We start from the raw sequence: 17,789 nt of genomic DNA, 5'->3' as shown, positions 1-17,789 counted from the left end.
GGCCGGCATCATCAGTGATAACCGGTTCCGGCAATATAATCATGCAGTGCCTGCTCGTTGCGCAGCGATTCATCGAGCCGGTGCTTGACCACGTCGCCGATGCTCACCACCCCGACAGGGCTGCCGCCCTCCATGACCAACACATGGCGCGTGCGTCGTTTGGTCATAAGCGCCATCACAAAGGGCAGCAAATCCTGTGTCGAACAGGTCGCCACCCTGCGGTTCATGATGTCGGCAACCCGCATCATCGGAGCCTCGGTTCCGTATTCAGCCACCGCATTGCAGCAGTCCCGCTCCGACAGCGTACCCAGGCATTCCCCCGGTTTGCGGCCGACGACCACGAAGCCGATGTTGTTTTCCCTAAACAATCGCAGGACCTCCAACATGGGCCGATCTGGCCTGATCGAGATGAGCTCGGGCGATTTGGTTTTCAAGATTTGGCAAACAAGCATCTGAGCCTCCTGTCTGCGCGCTCCGGCTTGCCCGCGGGCGCGCTCATGTTCGCCGGATATTTCGCCACCAGTTGTAACCCTGCGGATCGTTCGTCTCGACCCGAACGTCCTGTCCGGCGTTCAGGCGCGCAGCGACCACGCCGCCGCCGGTTGTCGCCTTGCCCGGCTTGCCGAGCAGATCCTCGCGTCCGATCACCAGGTCACGGGAGGAAAAACTAGAGAATTCGTACTGCTGGCCAAGCGCGATCGCATCCGCGGGGCAGGCATCCTCGCAAAGCCCGCAAAACAGGCACCGGGCCGTGTCGATCTCGAATTTTGCCGGGTGCCGATTGCCCTTCGCATCCTCGTAGGGGACGACTTCGATGCAGTCGCAGGGACAAATCCGGGCGCAGAGTTCGCAGGCCACGCATTTGATCTCACCCTCGTCGTCGCGCGTCAGGAAGTGGTGCCCACGATAACGCGAGTAGGGCAGCCATTTTTCCTTGTCAGGATATTGCATGGTTACGGATCTGGAGAACATGTAGCCGAAGGTCAAAGCCAAGCCGCCCGCCAGATCGGCGAAGAATGCCCAGCCGATCCATGTTCCAAGTCTGTCCTGTGCGCGCGACATTGTCGCCTCGCTGCGGAGCCGCCGTGGCCCCTAAAAGAAAGCGATACCACTTATGATTATGTTCGCGATCGACAGAGGAAGCAAGACTTTCCATCCGATCGCCATCAGTTGATCATAGCGGTAACGGGGGAAAGTGAAGCGGAACCACATAAACAAATAGACGACGAACGCGACCTTGAGCAGAAACCAGAGGAGTGGCGGCAAGGGGAGTAATATGCCGTTCCAGCCGCCCAAGAATAGGATCACCACCAGGACGGACACCAGCAAGACGATGGCATATTCGCTGACCATGAAGAACGCAAAGCGGATGCCGCTGTATTCGGTATGGAACCCGGCCCCTAGATCGCCTTCCGCTTCCGCCAAATCGAAGGGAATGCGCTGCGCTTCGGCCAGGCCGGCGACGAAGAACACGAAGAAGCCGATCGGTTGATAGACGATGTTCCAAACATCGGCTTGCGCTCGCACGATCTCAAGGAGACTCATGGATTGCGCCAGCATCACCACGCCGATGACCGAGAACCCCATCGGGATCTCATAGCTGATCATCTGCGCGCACGTCCTGAGACTGCCGAGGACAGCATATTTGCTGTTGGCGGCCCAGCCGCCGAAGATGACGCCATAGACCTCGATCCCGATCACCGCGAATACGAACAGGATCGCCACATTCATGTTGGAGACGTAGAGCGTGATCTTGGTGCCGAGAACCGAGACGGTTTCGCCGAACGGGATCGCGACGAACACCACAAAGGGTGGGACAAGTGCCAGTATTGGCGCCAGTTTGAACAGGAAGCGATCGGCCTCGGCAGGGATATGGTCCTCTTTGGTGAAGAGCTTGATCCCATCCGCCATCGGCTGCAGCAGCCCGTGCCACCCCACGCGCATCGGGCCCATCCGCTGCTGCATGTGCCCGGCAATCTTGCGTTCCAGCCAGGTCAGCGGCAAGGGCAGCAGTAAAAGGATCGCAATCAGAAACGCGACCTTGAAGATGATCAGGCCAAGGGCGACAATAAGTTCCATATCCGCGGCTACTTATTCACGGGTTGAAACGCGATCGGACTTCGGCTCGGCTATCAATCGAGCACGCTACGCACTTGTCACCCTACAGAATACAACGGCGAAGCACCTCACACAATTGCCGTCCACCGATGGCGCCTATGACGGCAAAAACCTGGCCCGCTCTCGCGCATTGTTCCGGCACTGACCGGGCCGGTGACTACATCGCGCAACGACATGCATATCGTCGTCACGGAATATGGATGGACGAACCTCAAGGGCAAGTCCGTGGCCGAGCGAGCAAGGGCACTGATTACGCTGGCCCGGGCAGCCCATGGGGCAGGATTTTATGCTGATACCGTGTTGAATTCACGAAGCTTTGACAGCCAGCATTGAGACGAGAAGGCCGTCGGTTCGGGTACCCTTCAAGAGCCCGGTTTTGTTATCCCGTTACCTGCCGAGCTCTTTCATGACGGGATCAGGCTACTCTGCCTCGCGGGTCAGGGCTGACTGTTTCGGCTTCAAGATCAACGCGGATGATCTCTGCCGTCTTCTCATAATGTTGCTGCAATAGCCGCTCAGCTTCAGCGGTATCTCGATCGAGCACGGCTTTCAGGATACGAGCATGTTCGTCACTGACCTTGCGGACCCGAAAGGCCTTGCGAATTGAAAGGGCTCGATAGCGGTAAAGCCGGTCAGCAAGCTGTTCGCAAAAGCCGATCAGAGGCTTCGATCCGCAGCCGCCAATGAGAAGCGCATGAAAGGCGCGATGGAACCTTTCCCATTCCGGATTGTCTTCAAAATGGTCCGGATTGAGCGAGCGCGGAGTGCGCTCCAGCCGGTGATGCGCCACCAGAAGCGCCTCCTCCCACTCGGGCGTTGCGTTCGCCATGGATTCGCGCAGCGCCAGCCCCTCCACCCAGCAACGCGTTTTCGTCAGTTCGTGTAATTCATCCAGACTGATCGGTTTCACGAAGAAGCCGCGCTGTTCCTTTCCAATGACGAGATCCTCCGTCGTCAGGCGGTTCAGTGCCTCGCGCAATGGCGTCTGGCCGGCATCGTAATGCTCGATCAGAAAGCGCAATTGCAGCTTCCGGCCGGGCTCCAGTCGCGTTGAGAGGATGTCGGCCTTCAGCCGCTCATAGATGCTGGTTGCCAATGTCGCGGGGCTTTCGGCCCCTTTCTTCAGCAGGTTGACGTTCATGGTGCTCTCTGGCTTGCAAATCGCTTTTTATATACACGATGAAGCGTCCGCGCGAAATTTATAAATTTTTGCTTTACGCAGAAAAGTTTATACATTATGAGGGGTGCTGATGAGGGAGGATCCAATGAGCGGAGCGGAAAAGGGAGCGCCGGGCGCCTTTTCGAGTGGCTGCACCTGCCGTGGCATCGATATCCATTGCCATGTGGTACCTGCACGTTTTCCAGCTCTGGCCAACGGTGTGACAGTTCGCGGCTGGCCATCGATAGTGGCCGCGGACGCGTGTCATGCGACTGTCGTCATCGATGACAAGCCATACCGCACGGTCAGCGATGCCTGCTGGGTTGCCGAAAGACGGCTGGAGGAGATGGACAGGACCGGCGTTCGGATTCAGGCACTTTCGCCCATGCCGGAACTCTTCGGCTACTGGATCGAAACAAGCGCTGCCTGCGACCTGGTCCGACACGTCAATGATTCGATCGCCGCGATTGTTACCGAAGGAGAGGGGCGCTTCGTCGGACTTGGGGGTGTTCCCCTTCAGGATATCGATCTTGCCATCCTCGAATTGCATCGCATCGTCGGCGAACTCGGCTTTCGCGGTGTTGAGATCGGCAGCAACATCAATGGTGTCACGATCGGCGATCCGCGTTTTCATCCGTTCTTTGCGGAAGCCGAGAAGCTTGGCGCCGCCGTGTTCGTACATGCGGTGCGTCCGACCGGTATGGACAGGCTGTTTGGGCCGGCTCCGCTTCAGCAGGTGCTCGGCTACCCGACGGATGTCGGATTGGCAGCAGCATCCGTGATTACCGGCGGGCTGCTTCGGAAATTCCCGAAACTGCGGATCGCCTTCAGTCATGGCGGTGGCACGTTCGCTTCGCTGCTGCCGCGGCTGGAGCAGGGCTATTCGGCCTTCCCGGCACTTGGCAAGATCATGCCGGAGAGGCCCGCGGTGCAGGCACGGCGGCTCTACGTGGACTCGCTGGTCTTCGATGCGGACATGCTGCGCCGCTTGGTTTCTATTTTCGGCGAGGAGCGCGTGCTGCTCGGCACCGACTATCCCTTTAATTTCCGCGAGAACGAGCCTGTTACTCGCATCGAGGAAGCGTTCGCAGATACAGGTTTGCGCGAGCGCCTGACATTTGGGAATGCGCAAGCCTTTCTGGCTCTGGATGAGGTTTGATCCTATGACCGAATTTCCTGTTATTGCTCTGCGCAGCGTGGAACTGGGTACGCCCGATCTTGCGGCGTCGGTCGATTTCTACACCCGCGTGTGGGGGCTGGATGTCGTTGCCGGGGTGGGGAACAAGGTTTTCCTAGCGGCAACGGGCGATGATTTTCATGTGCTGGAATTGAAGCAAAGCGACCGCTCGGAATTGCGCAAGATCAGCTTTCGCGTGAGTACGCCCGAAGAATTGAGATCGCTCTTCGCAAAAACAGTTACTGCAGGCTGCGCAGTCCTGCGCGAAATCGGGCCCGCCGATGCGCCCTCTGGCGGCGAGCGTTTCGTCATCCGCGAGCCACAAGGTTCGGTTCTGGAATTTGTGTACGGTGACCACCGCAAGCAAGGGCATGTGGTCCCCAATCGGCCCGGGCGGCTTGCCCATGTGAATATCAACAGCGCTCAGATCGAGGCGCTTTCGGAATTCTACCGCGGTGTTCTTGGTTTCCGCCTGACCGACCGATCGAAGCTTATGGCCTTCCTGCGTTGCAACGACGACCATCATGCGGTCGTGCTGGCTGAAGCATCGGTCAATGGGCTGAATCATGTCGCCTTCCTGATGCCCGATCTCGAATCCGTCATGCGAGGCTCGGGCCGCGTCGTCGATCACGGCTATCCGATCGGCTGGGGCGTCGGCCGGCATGGGCCGGGCGACAACGTCTTCGCCTATTTTGTCGATCCGCAGGGCGTGGTGATCGAATACACCGCGGAAGTCCTGCAGGTCGATGACAGCTACCGAGCCCGAGGTCCGGAGGAATGGGTCTGGCCGCCCGGTCGGACCGACCACTGGGGCATTGCGCCTCCAAAGAGCGACGCCTGCAAGAAGGCGCAGATTTCCATCGGATTTTCCGGCGCCTAGTGCGCCCAGTAGACACCGAGTTCGAGCGCGCTTCTTCAGCACGTTTCGTTGCGCCTTCGACGGTCGCGGATATCTGGTCAAGCGCGGCGAGTTGGCGGGCCGCTTCGATGCCGACCTCGAAGGCGGTCGAATGGATCATGTTCGGCATCTTTGTGAAGCGATCTTGTCAGACATTGTTGATTGTCCGAAACCAGCAACTATAGCCGGATACCACCAACCTAGAGGCTTTTCATGTAAGCCATTGCAGCAATCGTGACAAAGTGTGCTCAGCTTGGTCGCGGAACCCCTTAGGGACGATGCTAAAGGTGCAGCGCAATGGCCAAGATGATCCACTCGATGGTCCGGGTGTTAGACGAAAAGCGATCGGTCGAATTCTACCGGCAGGCTTTTAGCCTTGCGGTCGTCGATCGGCTTGATTTTGAAACATTCACGCTCATCTATCTCAGCAACCTCGATACCCCGTTCGAATTGGAGCTAACGGTCAACAAAGGCCGCACAGAGCCCTATTCGCTCGGCGACGGTTATGGGCACCTTGCGGTTTCCGTGGGGGATGTGGATGCCGAGCACACGCGGCTGACCTCGCTCGGGCTCAATCCCGGCAAGCTCGTTGACTTCGATCAAGACGGAAGAAAGATGGCGCGCTTCTTTTTCATCAGCGATCCGGACGGCTACAAGATTGAAGTTCTGCAGCGCGCCGGGCGTTATCTCTAGGATGCGGCTGGACGACCGGCCAAGCCTTCGAACTCACTGCCGTTTGTCCCTACATGCTTGTAGACAGTCGTTCGGGAAACGCCTAGCTCGCGGGCCGTCCGCGAAACGTTCTCACCGGTCCTCTGGTATACGGTGCGGATTTCCTGACACTTGGTTCGGCTGAGCGGTCGGCCGCGACATTCCTCACAGCAATCCCAAAGGGAATTTACGACCGGTTCGGCCTCGTCGAAACAACCTTCATCGATATAGTCAGCGCGCCGCCGCAGTAGCGCCCGCCGGAGCACCGTCTTCAGTTCGCGGATATTGCCCGGCCACTGCCGCCGCGACAGTGCCATGATCGCTGCATCGGTCACTGGCGTGCCGGGCGCCATGCTGCCCATCAGGAAGCGAACAACGCTGCCGAAATCGGTGCGCGAACGCAGCGGCGGCAGGCGGATATGGAAGCTGTTGAGGCGATAATATAGATCAGCGCGAAACTGCCGCTGCGCCACCATGTTCTCCAGGTCGCGGTTGGTGGCGGAGACGATCTGCACGTCCACCTTCTGCATCTTCTGCCCGCCAACGGCACGGATTTCCATGCTGTCGAGAAACCTTAGCAGCGAGGTCTGTGCGGCAATCGGAATGTCGGCGACCTCGTCCAGGAACAGCGTGCCGCGGTCGGCAGTTCGCGCCAACCCAGGCGAGCCCTCGGCGCGCGCGTTGGTAAAGGCGCCGCCCTCATGCCCGAATATTTCCGCGATGAATAGATCTTCCGGCACCGCGCCGCAGTTGACCGCAACGAATTCGCCCTTGCGGCCACTCAACCGATGGACATGCCGGGCCATCAGCTCCTTGCCCGTGCCGGTTTCGCCGGCAATATGCACAGGCATGCAGAGCGCCGCGGCTTCGGCAAGTTCAATGAGCGAGCGCTTGATCTGGGGATCGTCTACAACGAAATCTGGTGCATCCTCCTGCCTTAGCAAGACAGGCACCGTCGGAGGGGAGCGTTTTTCGATCGCCGTCCGGCGTTCGCCGATCTGGCGGCAAACCATGAAGACGACACTGCCTGCCCGATCGCGGAGACGGATGACGCCTCCGTTCAGCAGGCCGTCTATCGCTGTGCCGAACCCTGCTTCGAACAAACCATCGAACCGATTTCCAGGGGTAGCAGGCAGCCCCGCAAGCAGAGATTTGCCCGGCCGATTGATCGATAGCACTTCGCCATCGAGTGAAACAGAAAGCAGCCCCGCCGACAGCGTGTCGAGATATTCCGCGCGTGGATGGAAGGCCAGGACGAAGCTCTTGGCACTATCCTGGTAGATCAGGCCGTTTTCGATCTGGGCGGCGGCCATCCGCACCAACGCGTGCGTGTGTTCCTGTCGCGCCTCGTGCGCGCAGGAAGCGTCGAGCAGCCCGAGGATTTCTCCAGCGGAATTGAAGATCGGCGCGGCCATGCAGCTTAGGTGCCCGTGGCAGGCAAAATAATGTTCGCGGCCGTAGATTGCCACCGGCTTGCCAGTCATGCCGGCCAGTCCGAGCGCATTGGTACCGCGCTCGCTCTCGTTCCACATGCTGCCGGGGATGATCGACCGTCCGGCCGAGCTATCGGCAAATTGCTGATCACTGATCGTATCGAGCACGATGCCATCGGCATCGCCGAGCGCGATCATGAAATTCGAGCCGGCGATCTGCGAATAGAGAAGCTGCATTTCGGCGAGTGCCAACAGCCGCATCGCCGCATTAGCCTCGCGCCGTCGCTTCACGTCGGCAAGGGCGACGACGCTTTGCCGCGGTCGACCACGAGGATCGAGATCGGCGTCGCGGCAGCGCTGCCAGCTATCGGCAACGATCGGCTGCAAAGTGCCGGCTGGAACTCTGTCGCCCCTCTCCAGCGCACTGCGCGCGCGGTCCATTCCGGAAAGGTGCTGCATGTCTCCTCCTCATGCATCATTTGGTACAAGGTATCAGTACCGAACCGGACCGCGCAATAGACAGAAACTGTACAGTTACACTGTCCATATCGTTCAGCCGGTGAACACCAGCGCCGGTCAATTGACCGCTTATGTCTATGACAACGCTATGAATTCTTATCTGGCACAGCACTTGCTAATCGTTCTTCTGCAGCGGGCATTGGTCCCGACGGTGGAGGAGACAACGATATGAAGGCGCAAGTTCTAACCAGGTATGACGACAACCTGACGGCCGACCAATGGGTTTCACTACAGGAGGTTGCCGATCCGGCCATCAGCAAGTCGACCGACGTTATTGTCCGCATTGGGGGAGCGGGTGTCTGCCGCACTGACCTCCACATCATCGAGGGTGTCTGGCGGCCGCATATGGATCCCGCTGGCGACAATCTCCTTCCGCTGATCATGGGTCATGAGAATGCCGGCTGGGTGGAGGCGATTGGCAAGGAAGTCGAGGGCATCAAAGTCGGCGATCCGGTCATCGTTCATCCCAAGATTTCCGGCGGCACTTGCCTCGCATGCCGCCGAGGTTTCGATATGCATGGGCCCGGAAAATTCCCAGGACTTGATTGCAATGGCGGTTATTCCGAATACCTCTGCACGTCGGAGCGCAACATTGTGCCTCTTCCCAAGACACTGTCGCCAAAGGAGGTCGCGCCCTATGCGGATGCCGGTCTCACCGCCTATCGCGCCGTAAAAAAGGCGACACGACATCTGTTGCCAGGCGAAAGCTGCGTCGTGATCGGCGCTGGCGGTCTTGGTCACATTGGCATCCAATGCCTCAAGGCCATGTGCGCTGCAGATGTAGTCGTGGTCGACAAATCGGAGGCTTCGCTGGCGCTGGCCGACAAGATTGGAGCAGACAAGATCGTCAAGGCAGACGGCAACGAGGTGGAGGCCGTGCTGCAACTGACCAATGGCCAGGGCGCCGAGGCGGTAATCGATTTCGTCGGTGAACGAGGAACAACGACCAAGGGCCTCGCAATGACCCGGCCGATGGGTAGCTACTATGTCGTCGGCTACGGCGAGGAGATCCGCGTGCCGACCGTCGACATGGTGATCACCGAGAAAAACATTGTCGGCAATCTGGTTGGTACGTGGGCAGAACTTGTCGAGTTGATGGCGCTCGCTGACCGAGGCCTGGTCGACCTGACGACGGTCGAATATCGCCTTGCCAATGCCAATCAGGCCCTTAAGGACCTGCATAATGGCAAAATCCATGGCCGGGCTGTGCTCATTCCCTAGCCTCTGACCCCGACTGACCGCCACAATGGTGGCAGATGCTGGTGTGCCCCCGCGCTTTTGCGGGGGAGCCTTTTCGTAAACAATGCAAAGGGAGGAGGGCGCCATGATGTGCAGGGTATTAAAAGCGCAGAGCCCGCAGCGATTCTTGAAAGTCAGCCGGTCGGTCCGGATCTCCGGGCACTCAACAAGCGTACGGCTTGAGGCCGCATTCTGGCAGGTTCTCGAGGACATCGCGAAAATGGAGGGGCTTTCAACGTCCAAACTTATATCCGTGCTCTACAACGAAGCGCTGGAGTTGCATGGGGACATGTCCAATCTCGCCTCGATGCTGCGCACAGTCTGTCTGATCTATCAGGAAGAACGCCGTACGGAGATCGCCGTGCCTCATATCACGTGATGAAAGCTATCAGCCGCAACCGGCACGCTGCGACTGACATATATATTTCTTGGCCGAGTGGGAAAATATTCGTGCTCAGTTGACTTTCTTTTCAGTGTCGGCGCGGCCTTCGGCGATCCAGCGTGCACCCAGCACCAGCGCACCCATGCTGAATTCTTTGCCATGTGCGGCAACCATTTCCTCGGAGAGCTTCGCAATTCTCTCGAAAAAAGCGTCCTTGCTTTTTTCTTCAATGGTGAGTTTTCTTTGCATGATATCCTCCATTTTCTGTTTGAGTGGCAGCTATTTGAAGAACTGGTTAGGGAAGGTGATGATCGCGGCATTGCCGAGCGCGTCGCCCATGCCAAGCTGTTTGCCATCAGCACTCCATTGAAGTGCAGTGACCGGTCCGCCCGTGTCCCGGATCACCAGTTCGTCGGGAGAGCCGATCTTGGCGATGACGATCTTGCCGTTCGCATAACCTGCTGCCACAAGCTTCTTGAATGGGTGAGAAGCAACGGCATCCACCATCACGAAGCCCGGATGCCCCATAGCCAGTGCTCCTGTCGAGCTGTTCGAAAGAGGCGGTGTGTCCATTGACCATCCGGCAATGCGATAGGCTCCGGATGCGAAAACTGCGTTTGCGGATTGGCTCCAGTCCAGTGTGCGGATCGGACCGGGGAAATCGCTGAGGATGGCATCACCGCCTGAGGCTATGTCGACCAGGCAAAATCCGCCGGTCTCCAGGCCGCATGCCAACCACCTATTGTCTGCGCTCCATATCAGCGAAATTGGCCGGGCTGAGAGCGCAATTTCCCGAAATGACCGCAGGTCGCCCTCCGCGTGGCGAATATTGAGGCTGGTGGCAGCCACAAGCGCGATCATGCATCCATCGTTCGAAATGGATGCCATTTCGCTGATAGGATCGCTGAGAGCGGCTTCTCTGATTGAATCTGTCCTCTTCCATTGTAGGCGCAGCCGATTGGGGAGGACCGCGGCCATCAGCCCCGTCGACCGGCAATAATCAAAAGCAATGATTGGGCTTTTATCCGCGAGGACTTTTGCCGAAATCTCGCCGGATCGATTGATGCGCAACAGGTCGCCCTTTGCCGTCAAGACCAGCGTTTCACCGCCATCAAAGGCTGTGAGCCTGCCGCCATCGCGAATTCGGGTATTGATCAGGGGCGAGGGCCGTCCCTCACGGGAGTGGATTGTGGTTCGACCGTTGTCGATGGTAATGCGGGATTCTGGAGGTTCATTGTCGGCGAGGCGGGCGAGAGCGACGGTTCCATCAAAGCATGACATCGCCAGCAGCGTATCGTCATCATTGAAACAGAGATGTTTGATGGCCGATGGCTGCTTCCAGTTGCGTGCCAGAAGATCGAACAGGGTTACGTTAGGCGTGGTCTGCTGGTTCATATTATCCTCCTCTTGCCGCAGCAATCAGCCGGTCGAGTAATGCGACTTCCGCTTCCGCTTCCGCGATTTCCTCCATGCAACTGACCTGCGCCTCCCGCATCTCGTCGGCATTGTTCTTAGTGTCGAGCAATTCACGTACCAATTTCTCGCTGTTGCCACTCCGGCTGGCCGCGAGTTCGAGCCTGAGGATATCCATCTCGATACCAGAAAGCGCTTGAGCCAACTTCAGTGCCTTGGCCGTCAACGAAGAAACAGCCGCGACACATTCGGTGCGCCGGCGCAAGAGCTCAAGGGCGGTGTTGTCCTGAGTGGTCATTACAAAATCCCCTGTCTCGGTCGGTAACGGCTAGTTCACGGGGTATCGGTGGCCCCGGCTTCTGGTGACTTCCATGCCTCGAGAATTGTTGGCAGTTGCGGCAACTGGGTTCTGAACTGGCTTTCCGCCATGCGGATATGGTTGCGAAGCTCATCCCACACATCCACTCGCATCATCGTGTCGCCAGTCAATTGCTCGACCTCCTCGACCCGGAATTGCCGTGACAGCGAGACGCCGGAAAAGACGAAATCCCGCAGCATCAGCGCGTGTTTTTCCGAGAAGACATGGATCATAGGGTGACTCTCCGGCGTCACGCCCATCATCGCCAGTTCCCGTAGGATGAACTGCTGGAAATGACGCTGCATCAAGTGCTGGCTCTCGCCGATGAAGCGCATCGTGAAGATCAGATCCCTCTTCATAAGACGCGCGAGTTCTGTGGTGACATCGCTCTCGCCGGCCACGGCAGGCTGCGCTCTTTCGTTGTTATCCACCATATCGGTTTCCAAACGGATTTTAGGCTTCGATAAAACACCCGAGAGAATATAACGGCATAATAAACCGATGTATATTTATATTTTTTCCAATTTACTCTGAGATATCTCCGTAAAGCTTGGGTGTATGAAGTATTACACTTGTAAATTACGACTGTAAAATAACGTTACACTCCGAATATCCTTTATCGTTATTTGCTGCGGCACGCGTTGCGTTTCTGAACTGGCACGCGCTTTGCAAGGTCTATCGCACAAGAAGCCATCGCGTTCATTGCGACGCTAGAAGAACGAAGGAGTGGGGAAGCGGTTCACTTGAGCCGGGTGAGGAGTGTCCCGGCGTTTCCCTGAATACCTTTGCCGTATCCACTTGAATGGTCGGACCTTGGTCGCACCCAAGCGCACCACTTTATCGTGCCGTTCCAATTTTCGCACGCGGCGCTCGAACGCGCCGTTCCAGCCGGGGCCGGAGCGCCTGCGGTTCAAACACAGTGGAGGCTAATGACGATGTCGTCTTTGACGCTTAACAAGATAACCTCGCAGCGCGGTATCTCCGTCGGCGAAGCAACCAAGAAGATTTCCGACCTCGGTTGGAACCCGACCTATGTCCAGGAAGCGATGACGTTTCCGACGGATTATAAGATCAGCAAGGCGCCGCGCGATCCGATGAAGCAGGTGCTTCGCTCCTATTTCCCGATGCAGGAGGAAAAGGACAACCGCGTCTATGGCGCTCTCGATGCGGCTCTGCGCGGCGATATGTTCCGCAATGTCGAGCCGCGCTGGGTCGAGTGGATGAAGCTGTTCCTGGCGATCATTCCTTTCCCGGAGATCTCGGCGGCCCGTTCCATGGCGATGGTCGCCCGCATCGCGCCCGGTGAAGATCTGCGCACCGGCTTCACCATGCAGATGGTCGACGAGTTCCGGCATTCGACCATCCAGATGAACCTCAAAAAATGGTACATGGAAAACTATATCGATCCGGCTGGCTTCGACATCACTGAGGAAGCTTTCGGCAAGTGCTACGCCACCACGATCGGCCGCCAGTTCGGCGAAGGCTTCATCACCGGTGATGTGATGACGTCTGCCTGCATGTATCTGACCGTCGTCGCTGAAACCGCCTTCACCAACACGCTTTTCGTGGCGATGCCGTCCGAAGCTGCGCGCAATGGCGACTATGCTCTCCCGACAGTCTTCCTGTCGGTGCAATCCGACGAGAGCCGTCATATCGGCAACGGCCACTCGCTGCTAATGGCAGCTCTCAAGGAGCCGGAAAACCACCTGTTGCTCGAGCGCGACCTTCGTTACGCCTTCTGGCAAAACCATGCGATCGTCGATGCGGCCATCGGAACATTCATCGAATACGGCACCACCAACCGTGACAAGAACAAGGAATCCTATGCGGAGATGTGGCATCGCTGGATCTTCGAGGACTATTACCGCACCTACATGCTGCCGCTCGAAAAATACGGGATCAAGGTTCATCATGACGATGTTCACGAAGCCTGGAACCGCATTACCAAGAAACATTACGTCCACAAGGTGGCGCAGTTCTTCGCGGTCGGCTGGCCGGTCAACTTCTGGCGCATCGAAGCTCAGCGCGAAGCCGATTTTGAATGGTTCGAACAGAAATATCCGGGATGGTATGCCGAGTTCGGCGATTTCTGGAAATGGTATGACAAGCTTAGCCACCGCGGCGAAAAGATCATCACATTCAACGAGGAAACTGGCTACGTCTATCCGCATCGCTGCTGGAGCTGCCTTGTTCCCTGCCTAATCCGCGAGGACATGGTGGTCGATGAGATCGACGGACAGTTGCACACCTTCGCCCACGAACTCGATCGCTGGACCGCTGTCGAGGCGTTCGCTGACGAATACCAGGGTCGGCCGACGCCTGCGATGGGCCGGTTCAGCGGCAAGCGCGAATGGGAAACCCTCTATCACGGTTGGGATCTCGCCGATGCCATCAAGGATCTGAACTTCGTTCGTTCGGACGGCAAGACGCTCGTGCCGCAGCCGCACCTGCGTTTCGACGGCAAGGATATGTGGACGCTGGACGATGTGCGCGGCCACATACTGCAATCCCCGCTGACGCTTCTGCGCGAAATGTCGCCGGAGGCCCGCGAACAGCACCTCGCCGAGTACCGTGCCGGCTTCACCATCACGCCCTTTAACTAAGGCGTAGAGCCGCGGGGGCCGGTCCCGGCCTCCGCGACATTCCGGGAAAAGCACGTTTCCCTTCAAGGAAACACGCGGGAATTGGAGGTTGCGTCAATGGCTGAAGCTCAAAAGCTACATCAGCAGGCACACACGGTTCGTCTCGAGCCGGTCGGTGTCGAATTCGAGGTCGAGAACGGCGAAACAGTTCTGAACGCAGCGTTTCGCCAGGGTATCGCTTTGCCGCACGGCTGCAAGGAAGGGCAATGTTCGGCGTGCAAATGCGTCCTGCTCGACGGCGAGGTCGACATGCTCAAATACTCGACATTCGCGCTCAACGACATGGAAAGGGATTCCGGACACATTCTGCTGTGCCGGTCGATCGCCTATTCCGACATGGAAGTCGAGCTCCTGAACTATGACGAGGAGGTTCTCGCAAAGTCGATTGCCGTCAAGACATTCAAGGGCCAGATCACGCATATCGAGAAACTGACCCACGATATCAGAGGCATCGAAATCGAACTCGGTTCCCCAATCAAGTTTTGGGCGGGACAGTATGTCGACATCACAGTCACCACGGAAGAGGGGGAGACGATTACGCGCTCGTTCTCCATGGCAAATACGCCGAGCGAAACCAAAAAACTCTCCTTTATTATCAAAAAATACCCCGCAGGAAAATTCTCCGGCGAGCTCGATTCCGGAGGTATCCGGGTCGGAGCCGATGTCACCGTCGTCGGACCCTATGGAACCTGCTTTCGACGAGAAGACCGACAAGGACCACTAGTGCTGGTGGGGGCGGGATCGGGAATGTCGCCCGTCTGGTCGATCCTCAATGATCACCTTCTAAGCGGTGAGAAACGCCCGGTCTATTTCTTCTATGGTGCGAGGACGGAGGATGACCTTTTCCACCTCGACAGGATCGGTGAGTTGGTGCGTCGTTATCCCGAAGTCACTTTCATCCCGGTGCTTTCGCATGCCGGCGAGAACAGCGGCTGGGGTGGCGAGCGTGGCTTTGTTCACCAAAGCGTGGATGCCAAACTCAAGGAACTGGCAATTGACGGCCAAGGCGATGTCTATGCCTGCGGCCCGCCGCCGATGATCGACGCTCTGCAGCCGGTGCTTTTCATGAACGGCTTCGAGTCCGAGCGCATTTTCTTCGACAAATTTACGACTTCGTCCGGGGGAGGAACTCCGAGCCATTGAGGGCTGGACGAAGAAGAAACAGCAATAGTGCAACTGCAACAAGGGAGTGAGGACTATGCCAGCATTATCGAGTTCAGTGGGGTCGGGCGCAGCCGGAGCGGCAATCTTTGCTGATTCCGATAGCCGGAAATACCGCTATTTCGATCCAAAGGGACAGCGCGCCACACATTACGAGGATGTCACCGTCGACGTCCAACCGGATCCGGAGCGCTATCTGATCCAGAATTGGATCATCTCCTTCGCAAACGGCAAGGGTGCCTATGTCAAGGACAATACGGCAGCGCAGAGCTCCAATTGGCATGCGTTCCGGGCGCCCGATCAGGAGTGGGAACGCACACACTATCAGCGTCAATCGAAGATCGAAACGATGGTGCAGAGCGTGATTTCCAACGCCCGCCGAGCCGGTGCGCCGAAGACGTTTGACAAAGTGTGGATCAAAGTTCTCCAGGCCCATCTCGGAGCCTGGAAACATGCCGAATTCGGGCTCGGCACCTCGCTCATGCAGGCGCAGCGCTATGGCTACACCCAGATGATCAACAACGCCACGCTGACCAACTCGTCCTACAAGCTCCGGCTTGCCCAGGACATCACGCTCTATCTGGCCGAAATCGGCATGGATATTCCTGGTTGGGACGACGAACTCGGCAAGAAGCATTGGCTCGAGGACACTGTCTGGCAAGGCACGCGCGAAGCCATCGAGACAATCATGGGTACTACTGACTATCTCGAACAATATTTCGCGATCAACATCATCTTCGAACCCTTGGTCGGGGAACTGTTTCGCTCAGGTTTTCTAATGCAGGCAGCTGCGGCAAACCATGATTTTATCACCCCACCGGTGATTTCGGCTGCCGAGGCTGACTATGAGCGCAATCTCGCTAATACGATCGATCTGATCTACCTGCTGGCCAACGATGAAAAGCACGGCGTGGCAAACCGCAAGCTTTTCCAGGGCTGGGTCACCAAGCACGGCGCCCTGGCCGACAAGGCCGCACTTGGCCTTCAGCCGATCTGGTCCATGCCGCATTCCAAGTCGGTTTCGTTTCCCGACGTCAGTGCGCAGTCCCAAGAGCGGATTGGCCAGATCCTCGACGAACTCGGCCTCAAGCGCTAACACAGGAGATTTCAACATGTCATCAGTAGCCCGCGACGCGTCTCAATCGAACATCTTCAAATCGATGAAGGACATCACCTTCGAACAGACGATTTCCCACCAGTGTGGCGTCACCATGAATGACTCGGTCGAAGCCCGCGCCATTGCAGAATTCATGAGCAAGAAACCCGGCGTTACCGTTACTTACGCGCCGGCGATGATCCGCATCGACGGCAACGGCAAGCTAATTTTCAGAATGGACGAGATCAGCGAATATCTCGGCCGCGAAATGACTGCGGAAATCTTCGAGGTCAATACGTCTACCCACTACGGGCGGATGGTCCGCATCGATGACAATGAGGTCATCCTGTTCGGCGATATGGACGAGGTCTTCGAGTACATCTGACGAAGCCCAGCGTCGGCGCGCCGACGGAGTGGCGCGCCGGAATGTTCAATCATTTGCAGCGGAGGGAACAACAATGTTCAAGACACCGGAAGGCAAGGAAATATTCGTCGTCGATGGGCATACCCATTTCTGGGACGGCAGCCCTGAGAACCAGCGCAACATCCATGGCAAGCAGTTCGTCGAATGCTTCTACGGCTATCACACGGCGCTCAGTCCCAAAGAGCAACTATGGGAAAAAAGCAAGTTCGAGAAATACAGCGCCGACGATCTCTATAGGGATCTGTTCATCAACGGTCCGGATGATGTCGCCATCGTTCAATCGACGTATCTCAAAGATTTCTACAAGAACGGTTTCAATACCATCGAGCGCAACGCCGAGATGGCCAAGCGCTATCCCGAACGCTTCATCGTCAACGGCTCTTTCGACCCACGCGATGGAGAGAAGGCGCTGGAGTATATCCACTGGATGAAGGAAACCTACGACATCAAGGGCGTGAAAATGTACACGGCCGAGTGGAATGGCGCTTCAAAAGGCTGGAAGCTCAATGATCCCGAGGCCTATCGCTGTTTCGAACTTTGCGAAAAGCTTGGGATCAAGAATATCCATGTTCACAAGGGACCGACCATCATCCCGCTCAACAAGGATGCTTTCGACGTCCATGATGTCGACTATGCTGCGACCGACTTCCAGAATCTCAATTGGATCGTCGAACATTGCGGACTGCCCCGGCTGGACGATTTCTGTTGGATCGCGGTGCAGGAAACCAATGTCTATGGCGGTCTCGCGGTCGCGCTTCCCTTCATTCATTCACGACCGCGCTACTTCGCTGAAGTGATTTCCGAGCTGCTTTTCTGGGCCGGTCCGGAAAAAATCCTATTCGGATCCGATTACGCGATCTGGACGCCGCGTTGGTTGGTCGAAAAATTCTGGGCATTCGAACTGCCGGATGACATCAGGAAAGAAAGGGGTGTCGACCTTACACCAGAGATCAAGGAGAAGATCCTGGGTCTTAATGCGGCGCGCATTTATGACATCGACATCGAAGCCAAGAAGGTCGCACTCGCCAGTTCGCCGTTCAGCGTTGCGGCGGAGTAGAG

General features: G+C 57.3%; 19 protein-coding genes and 1 pseudogene. 11 read left to right on the top strand and 9 right to left on the bottom strand.

All coding sequences use genetic code 11. From position 1 onward, the window contains the following. Positions 1–11: 11 nt before the first annotated feature. From N2601_RS29380 to nuoH, 3 genes are read right to left on the bottom strand one after another with little or no spacing between them, the layout of a single operon-like run. Entirely contained in the window at positions 12–452 is a 441-nt protein-coding gene (locus N2601_RS29380) for a CBS domain-containing protein (RefSeq protein ID WP_104827765.1), read from the bottom strand. 43 nt (positions 453–495) lie between these two features. After that, on the bottom strand, positions 496–1,062 hold the full coding sequence (locus tag N2601_RS29375; RefSeq protein ID WP_104827764.1) for an NADH-quinone oxidoreductase subunit I: 567 nt from the start codon (positions 1,060–1,062) through the stop codon (positions 496–498). 30 nt (positions 1,063–1,092) lie between these two features. After that, on the bottom strand, positions 1,093–2,079 hold the full coding sequence (gene nuoH, locus N2601_RS29370) for an NADH-quinone oxidoreductase subunit NuoH (protein ID WP_104827763.1): 987 nt from the start codon (positions 2,077–2,079) through the stop codon (positions 1,093–1,095). A gap of 153 nt (positions 2,080–2,232) precedes the next feature. On the opposite strand from nuoH, the pseudogene N2601_RS29365 reads away from it, so the two are divergent. Then, positions 2,233–2,451: pseudogene (locus N2601_RS29365) on the top strand (acetyl-CoA hydrolase/transferase C-terminal domain-containing protein); the annotation flags it as partial. 82 nt (positions 2,452–2,533) lie between these two features. Here N2601_RS29365 and N2601_RS29360 read toward each other — a convergent pair. Beyond that, positions 2,534–3,259 (bottom strand): GntR family transcriptional regulator, encoded by a 726-nt coding sequence (locus N2601_RS29360; RefSeq protein WP_104827762.1) that lies wholly within the window; start codon positions 3,257–3,259, stop codon positions 2,534–2,536. Positions 3,260–3,383: 124 nt separating this feature from the next. Here N2601_RS29360 and N2601_RS29355 point away from each other — a divergent pair, with 124 nt between their 5' ends. The 3 genes from N2601_RS29355 (at position 3,384) to N2601_RS29345 (ending at position 6,045) form a co-directional block, all read left to right on the top strand. Next, positions 3,384–4,436 (top strand): amidohydrolase family protein, encoded by a 1,053-nt coding sequence (locus tag N2601_RS29355; RefSeq protein ID WP_260304567.1) that lies wholly within the window; start codon positions 3,384–3,386, stop codon positions 4,434–4,436. A 4-nt stretch (positions 4,437–4,440) separates the two neighbouring features. After that, the gene (locus N2601_RS29350; RefSeq protein WP_260304566.1) at positions 4,441–5,334 is read left to right on the top strand and encodes a VOC family protein; all 894 of its coding nucleotides are present in this window, start codon (positions 4,441–4,443) and stop codon (positions 5,332–5,334) included. 315 nt (positions 5,335–5,649) lie between these two features. Next, positions 5,650–6,045 (top strand): VOC family protein, encoded by a 396-nt coding sequence (locus tag N2601_RS29345; protein WP_260304564.1) that lies wholly within the window; start codon positions 5,650–5,652, stop codon positions 6,043–6,045. Here the strand turns inward: N2601_RS29345 and N2601_RS29340 are convergent. Then, entirely contained in the window at positions 6,042–7,955 is a 1,914-nt protein-coding gene (locus tag N2601_RS29340; RefSeq protein WP_260304563.1) for a sigma-54-dependent Fis family transcriptional regulator, read from the bottom strand. The genes N2601_RS29345 and N2601_RS29340 overlap by 4 nt on opposite strands. Before the next feature lie 228 nt (positions 7,956–8,183). Between N2601_RS29340 and N2601_RS29335 the strand changes: the two genes are divergently transcribed. Together N2601_RS29335 and N2601_RS29330 are read left to right on the top strand one after the other, a co-directional pair. Then, on the top strand, positions 8,184–9,236 hold the full coding sequence (locus N2601_RS29335; protein ID WP_260304562.1) for an NAD(P)-dependent alcohol dehydrogenase: 1,053 nt from the start codon (positions 8,184–8,186) through the stop codon (positions 9,234–9,236). A gap of 103 nt (positions 9,237–9,339) precedes the next feature. Further along, positions 9,340–9,633 carry a ribbon-helix-helix domain-containing protein gene (locus tag N2601_RS29330; protein ID WP_311319450.1) on the top strand — a complete coding sequence of 98 codons (294 nt, stop codon included), beginning with the start codon at positions 9,340–9,342 and terminating at the stop codon, positions 9,631–9,633. Positions 9,634–9,708: 75 nt separating this feature from the next. Here the strand turns inward: N2601_RS29330 and N2601_RS29325 are convergent, their stop codons facing one another. Genes N2601_RS29325 through N2601_RS29310 form a run of 4 tightly spaced genes read right to left on the bottom strand, consistent with a single transcriptional unit; the run spans position 9,709 to position 11,853 of the window. Further along, entirely contained in the window at positions 9,709–9,885 is a 177-nt protein-coding gene (locus tag N2601_RS29325) for a hypothetical protein (protein ID WP_260304561.1), read from the bottom strand. Positions 9,886–9,915: 30 nt separating this feature from the next. After that, on the bottom strand, positions 9,916–11,031 hold the full coding sequence (locus N2601_RS29320; protein ID WP_260304560.1) for a WD40 repeat domain-containing protein: 1,116 nt from the start codon (positions 11,029–11,031) through the stop codon (positions 9,916–9,918). Position 11,032: 1 nt separating this feature from the next. After that, positions 11,033–11,347 (bottom strand): hypothetical protein, encoded by a 315-nt coding sequence (locus N2601_RS29315; protein ID WP_260304559.1) that lies wholly within the window; start codon positions 11,345–11,347, stop codon positions 11,033–11,035. A 35-nt stretch (positions 11,348–11,382) separates the two neighbouring features. Beyond that, entirely contained in the window at positions 11,383–11,853 is a 471-nt protein-coding gene (locus tag N2601_RS29310) for a hypothetical protein (RefSeq protein WP_260304558.1), read from the bottom strand. Between the two features lie 489 nt (positions 11,854–12,342). Between N2601_RS29310 and N2601_RS29305 the strand changes: the two genes are divergently transcribed. From N2601_RS29305 to N2601_RS29285, 5 genes are all read left to right on the top strand, one after another. Continuing rightward, positions 12,343–14,010, top strand: coding sequence for an aromatic/alkene/methane monooxygenase hydroxylase/oxygenase subunit alpha (locus N2601_RS29305; protein ID WP_260304557.1), 1,668 nt, complete (start codon positions 12,343–12,345; stop codon positions 14,008–14,010). A 96-nt stretch (positions 14,011–14,106) separates the two neighbouring features. Further along, positions 14,107–15,192 carry an NADH:ubiquinone reductase (Na(+)-transporting) subunit F gene (locus N2601_RS29300; protein WP_260304556.1) on the top strand — a complete coding sequence of 362 codons (1,086 nt, stop codon included), beginning with the start codon at positions 14,107–14,109 and terminating at the stop codon, positions 15,190–15,192. 55 nt (positions 15,193–15,247) lie between these two features. Then, entirely contained in the window at positions 15,248–16,306 is a 1,059-nt protein-coding gene (locus N2601_RS29295; protein WP_260304555.1) for an aromatic/alkene monooxygenase hydroxylase subunit beta, read from the top strand. Between the two features lie 16 nt (positions 16,307–16,322). Further along, positions 16,323–16,691 carry an MmoB/DmpM family protein gene (locus N2601_RS29290; RefSeq protein ID WP_260304554.1) on the top strand — a complete coding sequence of 123 codons (369 nt, stop codon included), beginning with the start codon at positions 16,323–16,325 and terminating at the stop codon, positions 16,689–16,691. A gap of 73 nt (positions 16,692–16,764) precedes the next feature. Further along, positions 16,765–17,787: an amidohydrolase family protein gene (locus N2601_RS29285; protein WP_260304553.1), complete on the top strand. Its 1,023-nt coding sequence runs from the start codon at positions 16,765–16,767 to the stop codon at positions 17,785–17,787. Positions 17,788–17,789 lie beyond the last annotated feature (2 nt).

It is taken from the genome of Rhizobium sp. CB3060, from assembly GCF_025200735.1.
Taxonomy (GTDB): domain Bacteria; phylum Pseudomonadota; class Alphaproteobacteria; order Rhizobiales; family Rhizobiaceae; genus Rhizobium.
The sequence above is the reverse complement of the archived record's forward strand: the minus strand, read 5'-3'. Positions and strand labels throughout refer to the sequence as shown.

Excerpts from the sequence above, each read along its gene's own strand:
- N2601_RS29360 (WP_104827762.1), bottom strand. The coding sequence starts at position 3,259 with ATGAACGTCAACCTGCTGAAGAAAGGGGCCGAAAGCCCCGCGACATTG.
- N2601_RS29285 (WP_260304553.1), top strand. The coding sequence starts at position 16,765 with ATGTTCAAGACACCGGAAGGCAAGGAAATATTCGTCGTCGATGGGCAT.
- N2601_RS29345 (WP_260304564.1), top strand. The coding sequence starts at position 5,650 with ATGGCCAAGATGATCCACTCGATGGTCCGGGTGTTAGACGAAAAGCGA.
- N2601_RS29325 (WP_260304561.1), bottom strand. The coding sequence starts at position 9,885 with ATGCAAAGAAAACTCACCATTGAAGAAAAAAGCAAGGACGCTTTTTTC.
- N2601_RS29290 (WP_260304554.1), top strand. The coding sequence starts at position 16,323 with ATGTCATCAGTAGCCCGCGACGCGTCTCAATCGAACATCTTCAAATCG.
- N2601_RS29340 (WP_260304563.1), bottom strand. The coding sequence starts at position 7,955 with ATGCAGCACCTTTCCGGAATGGACCGCGCGCGCAGTGCGCTGGAGAGG.
- N2601_RS29295 (WP_260304555.1), top strand. The coding sequence starts at position 15,248 with ATGCCAGCATTATCGAGTTCAGTGGGGTCGGGCGCAGCCGGAGCGGCA.
- N2601_RS29300 (WP_260304556.1), top strand. The coding sequence starts at position 14,107 with ATGGCTGAAGCTCAAAAGCTACATCAGCAGGCACACACGGTTCGTCTC.
- N2601_RS29375 (WP_104827764.1), bottom strand. The coding sequence starts at position 1,062 with ATGTCGCGCGCACAGGACAGACTTGGAACATGGATCGGCTGGGCATTC.
- N2601_RS29320 (WP_260304560.1), bottom strand. The coding sequence starts at position 11,031 with ATGAACCAGCAGACCACGCCTAACGTAACCCTGTTCGATCTTCTGGCA.
- N2601_RS29350 (WP_260304566.1), top strand. The coding sequence starts at position 4,441 with ATGACCGAATTTCCTGTTATTGCTCTGCGCAGCGTGGAACTGGGTACG.
- N2601_RS29330 (WP_311319450.1), top strand. The coding sequence starts at position 9,340 with ATGATGTGCAGGGTATTAAAAGCGCAGAGCCCGCAGCGATTCTTGAAA.
- N2601_RS29335 (WP_260304562.1), top strand. The coding sequence starts at position 8,184 with ATGAAGGCGCAAGTTCTAACCAGGTATGACGACAACCTGACGGCCGAC.
- nuoH (WP_104827763.1), bottom strand. The coding sequence starts at position 2,079 with ATGGAACTTATTGTCGCCCTTGGCCTGATCATCTTCAAGGTCGCGTTT.
- N2601_RS29380 (WP_104827765.1), bottom strand. The coding sequence starts at position 452 with ATGCTTGTTTGCCAAATCTTGAAAACCAAATCGCCCGAGCTCATCTCG.
- N2601_RS29315 (WP_260304559.1), bottom strand. The coding sequence starts at position 11,347 with ATGACCACTCAGGACAACACCGCCCTTGAGCTCTTGCGCCGGCGCACC.
- N2601_RS29355 (WP_260304567.1), top strand. The coding sequence starts at position 3,384 with ATGAGCGGAGCGGAAAAGGGAGCGCCGGGCGCCTTTTCGAGTGGCTGC.
- N2601_RS29305 (WP_260304557.1), top strand. The coding sequence starts at position 12,343 with ATGTCGTCTTTGACGCTTAACAAGATAACCTCGCAGCGCGGTATCTCC.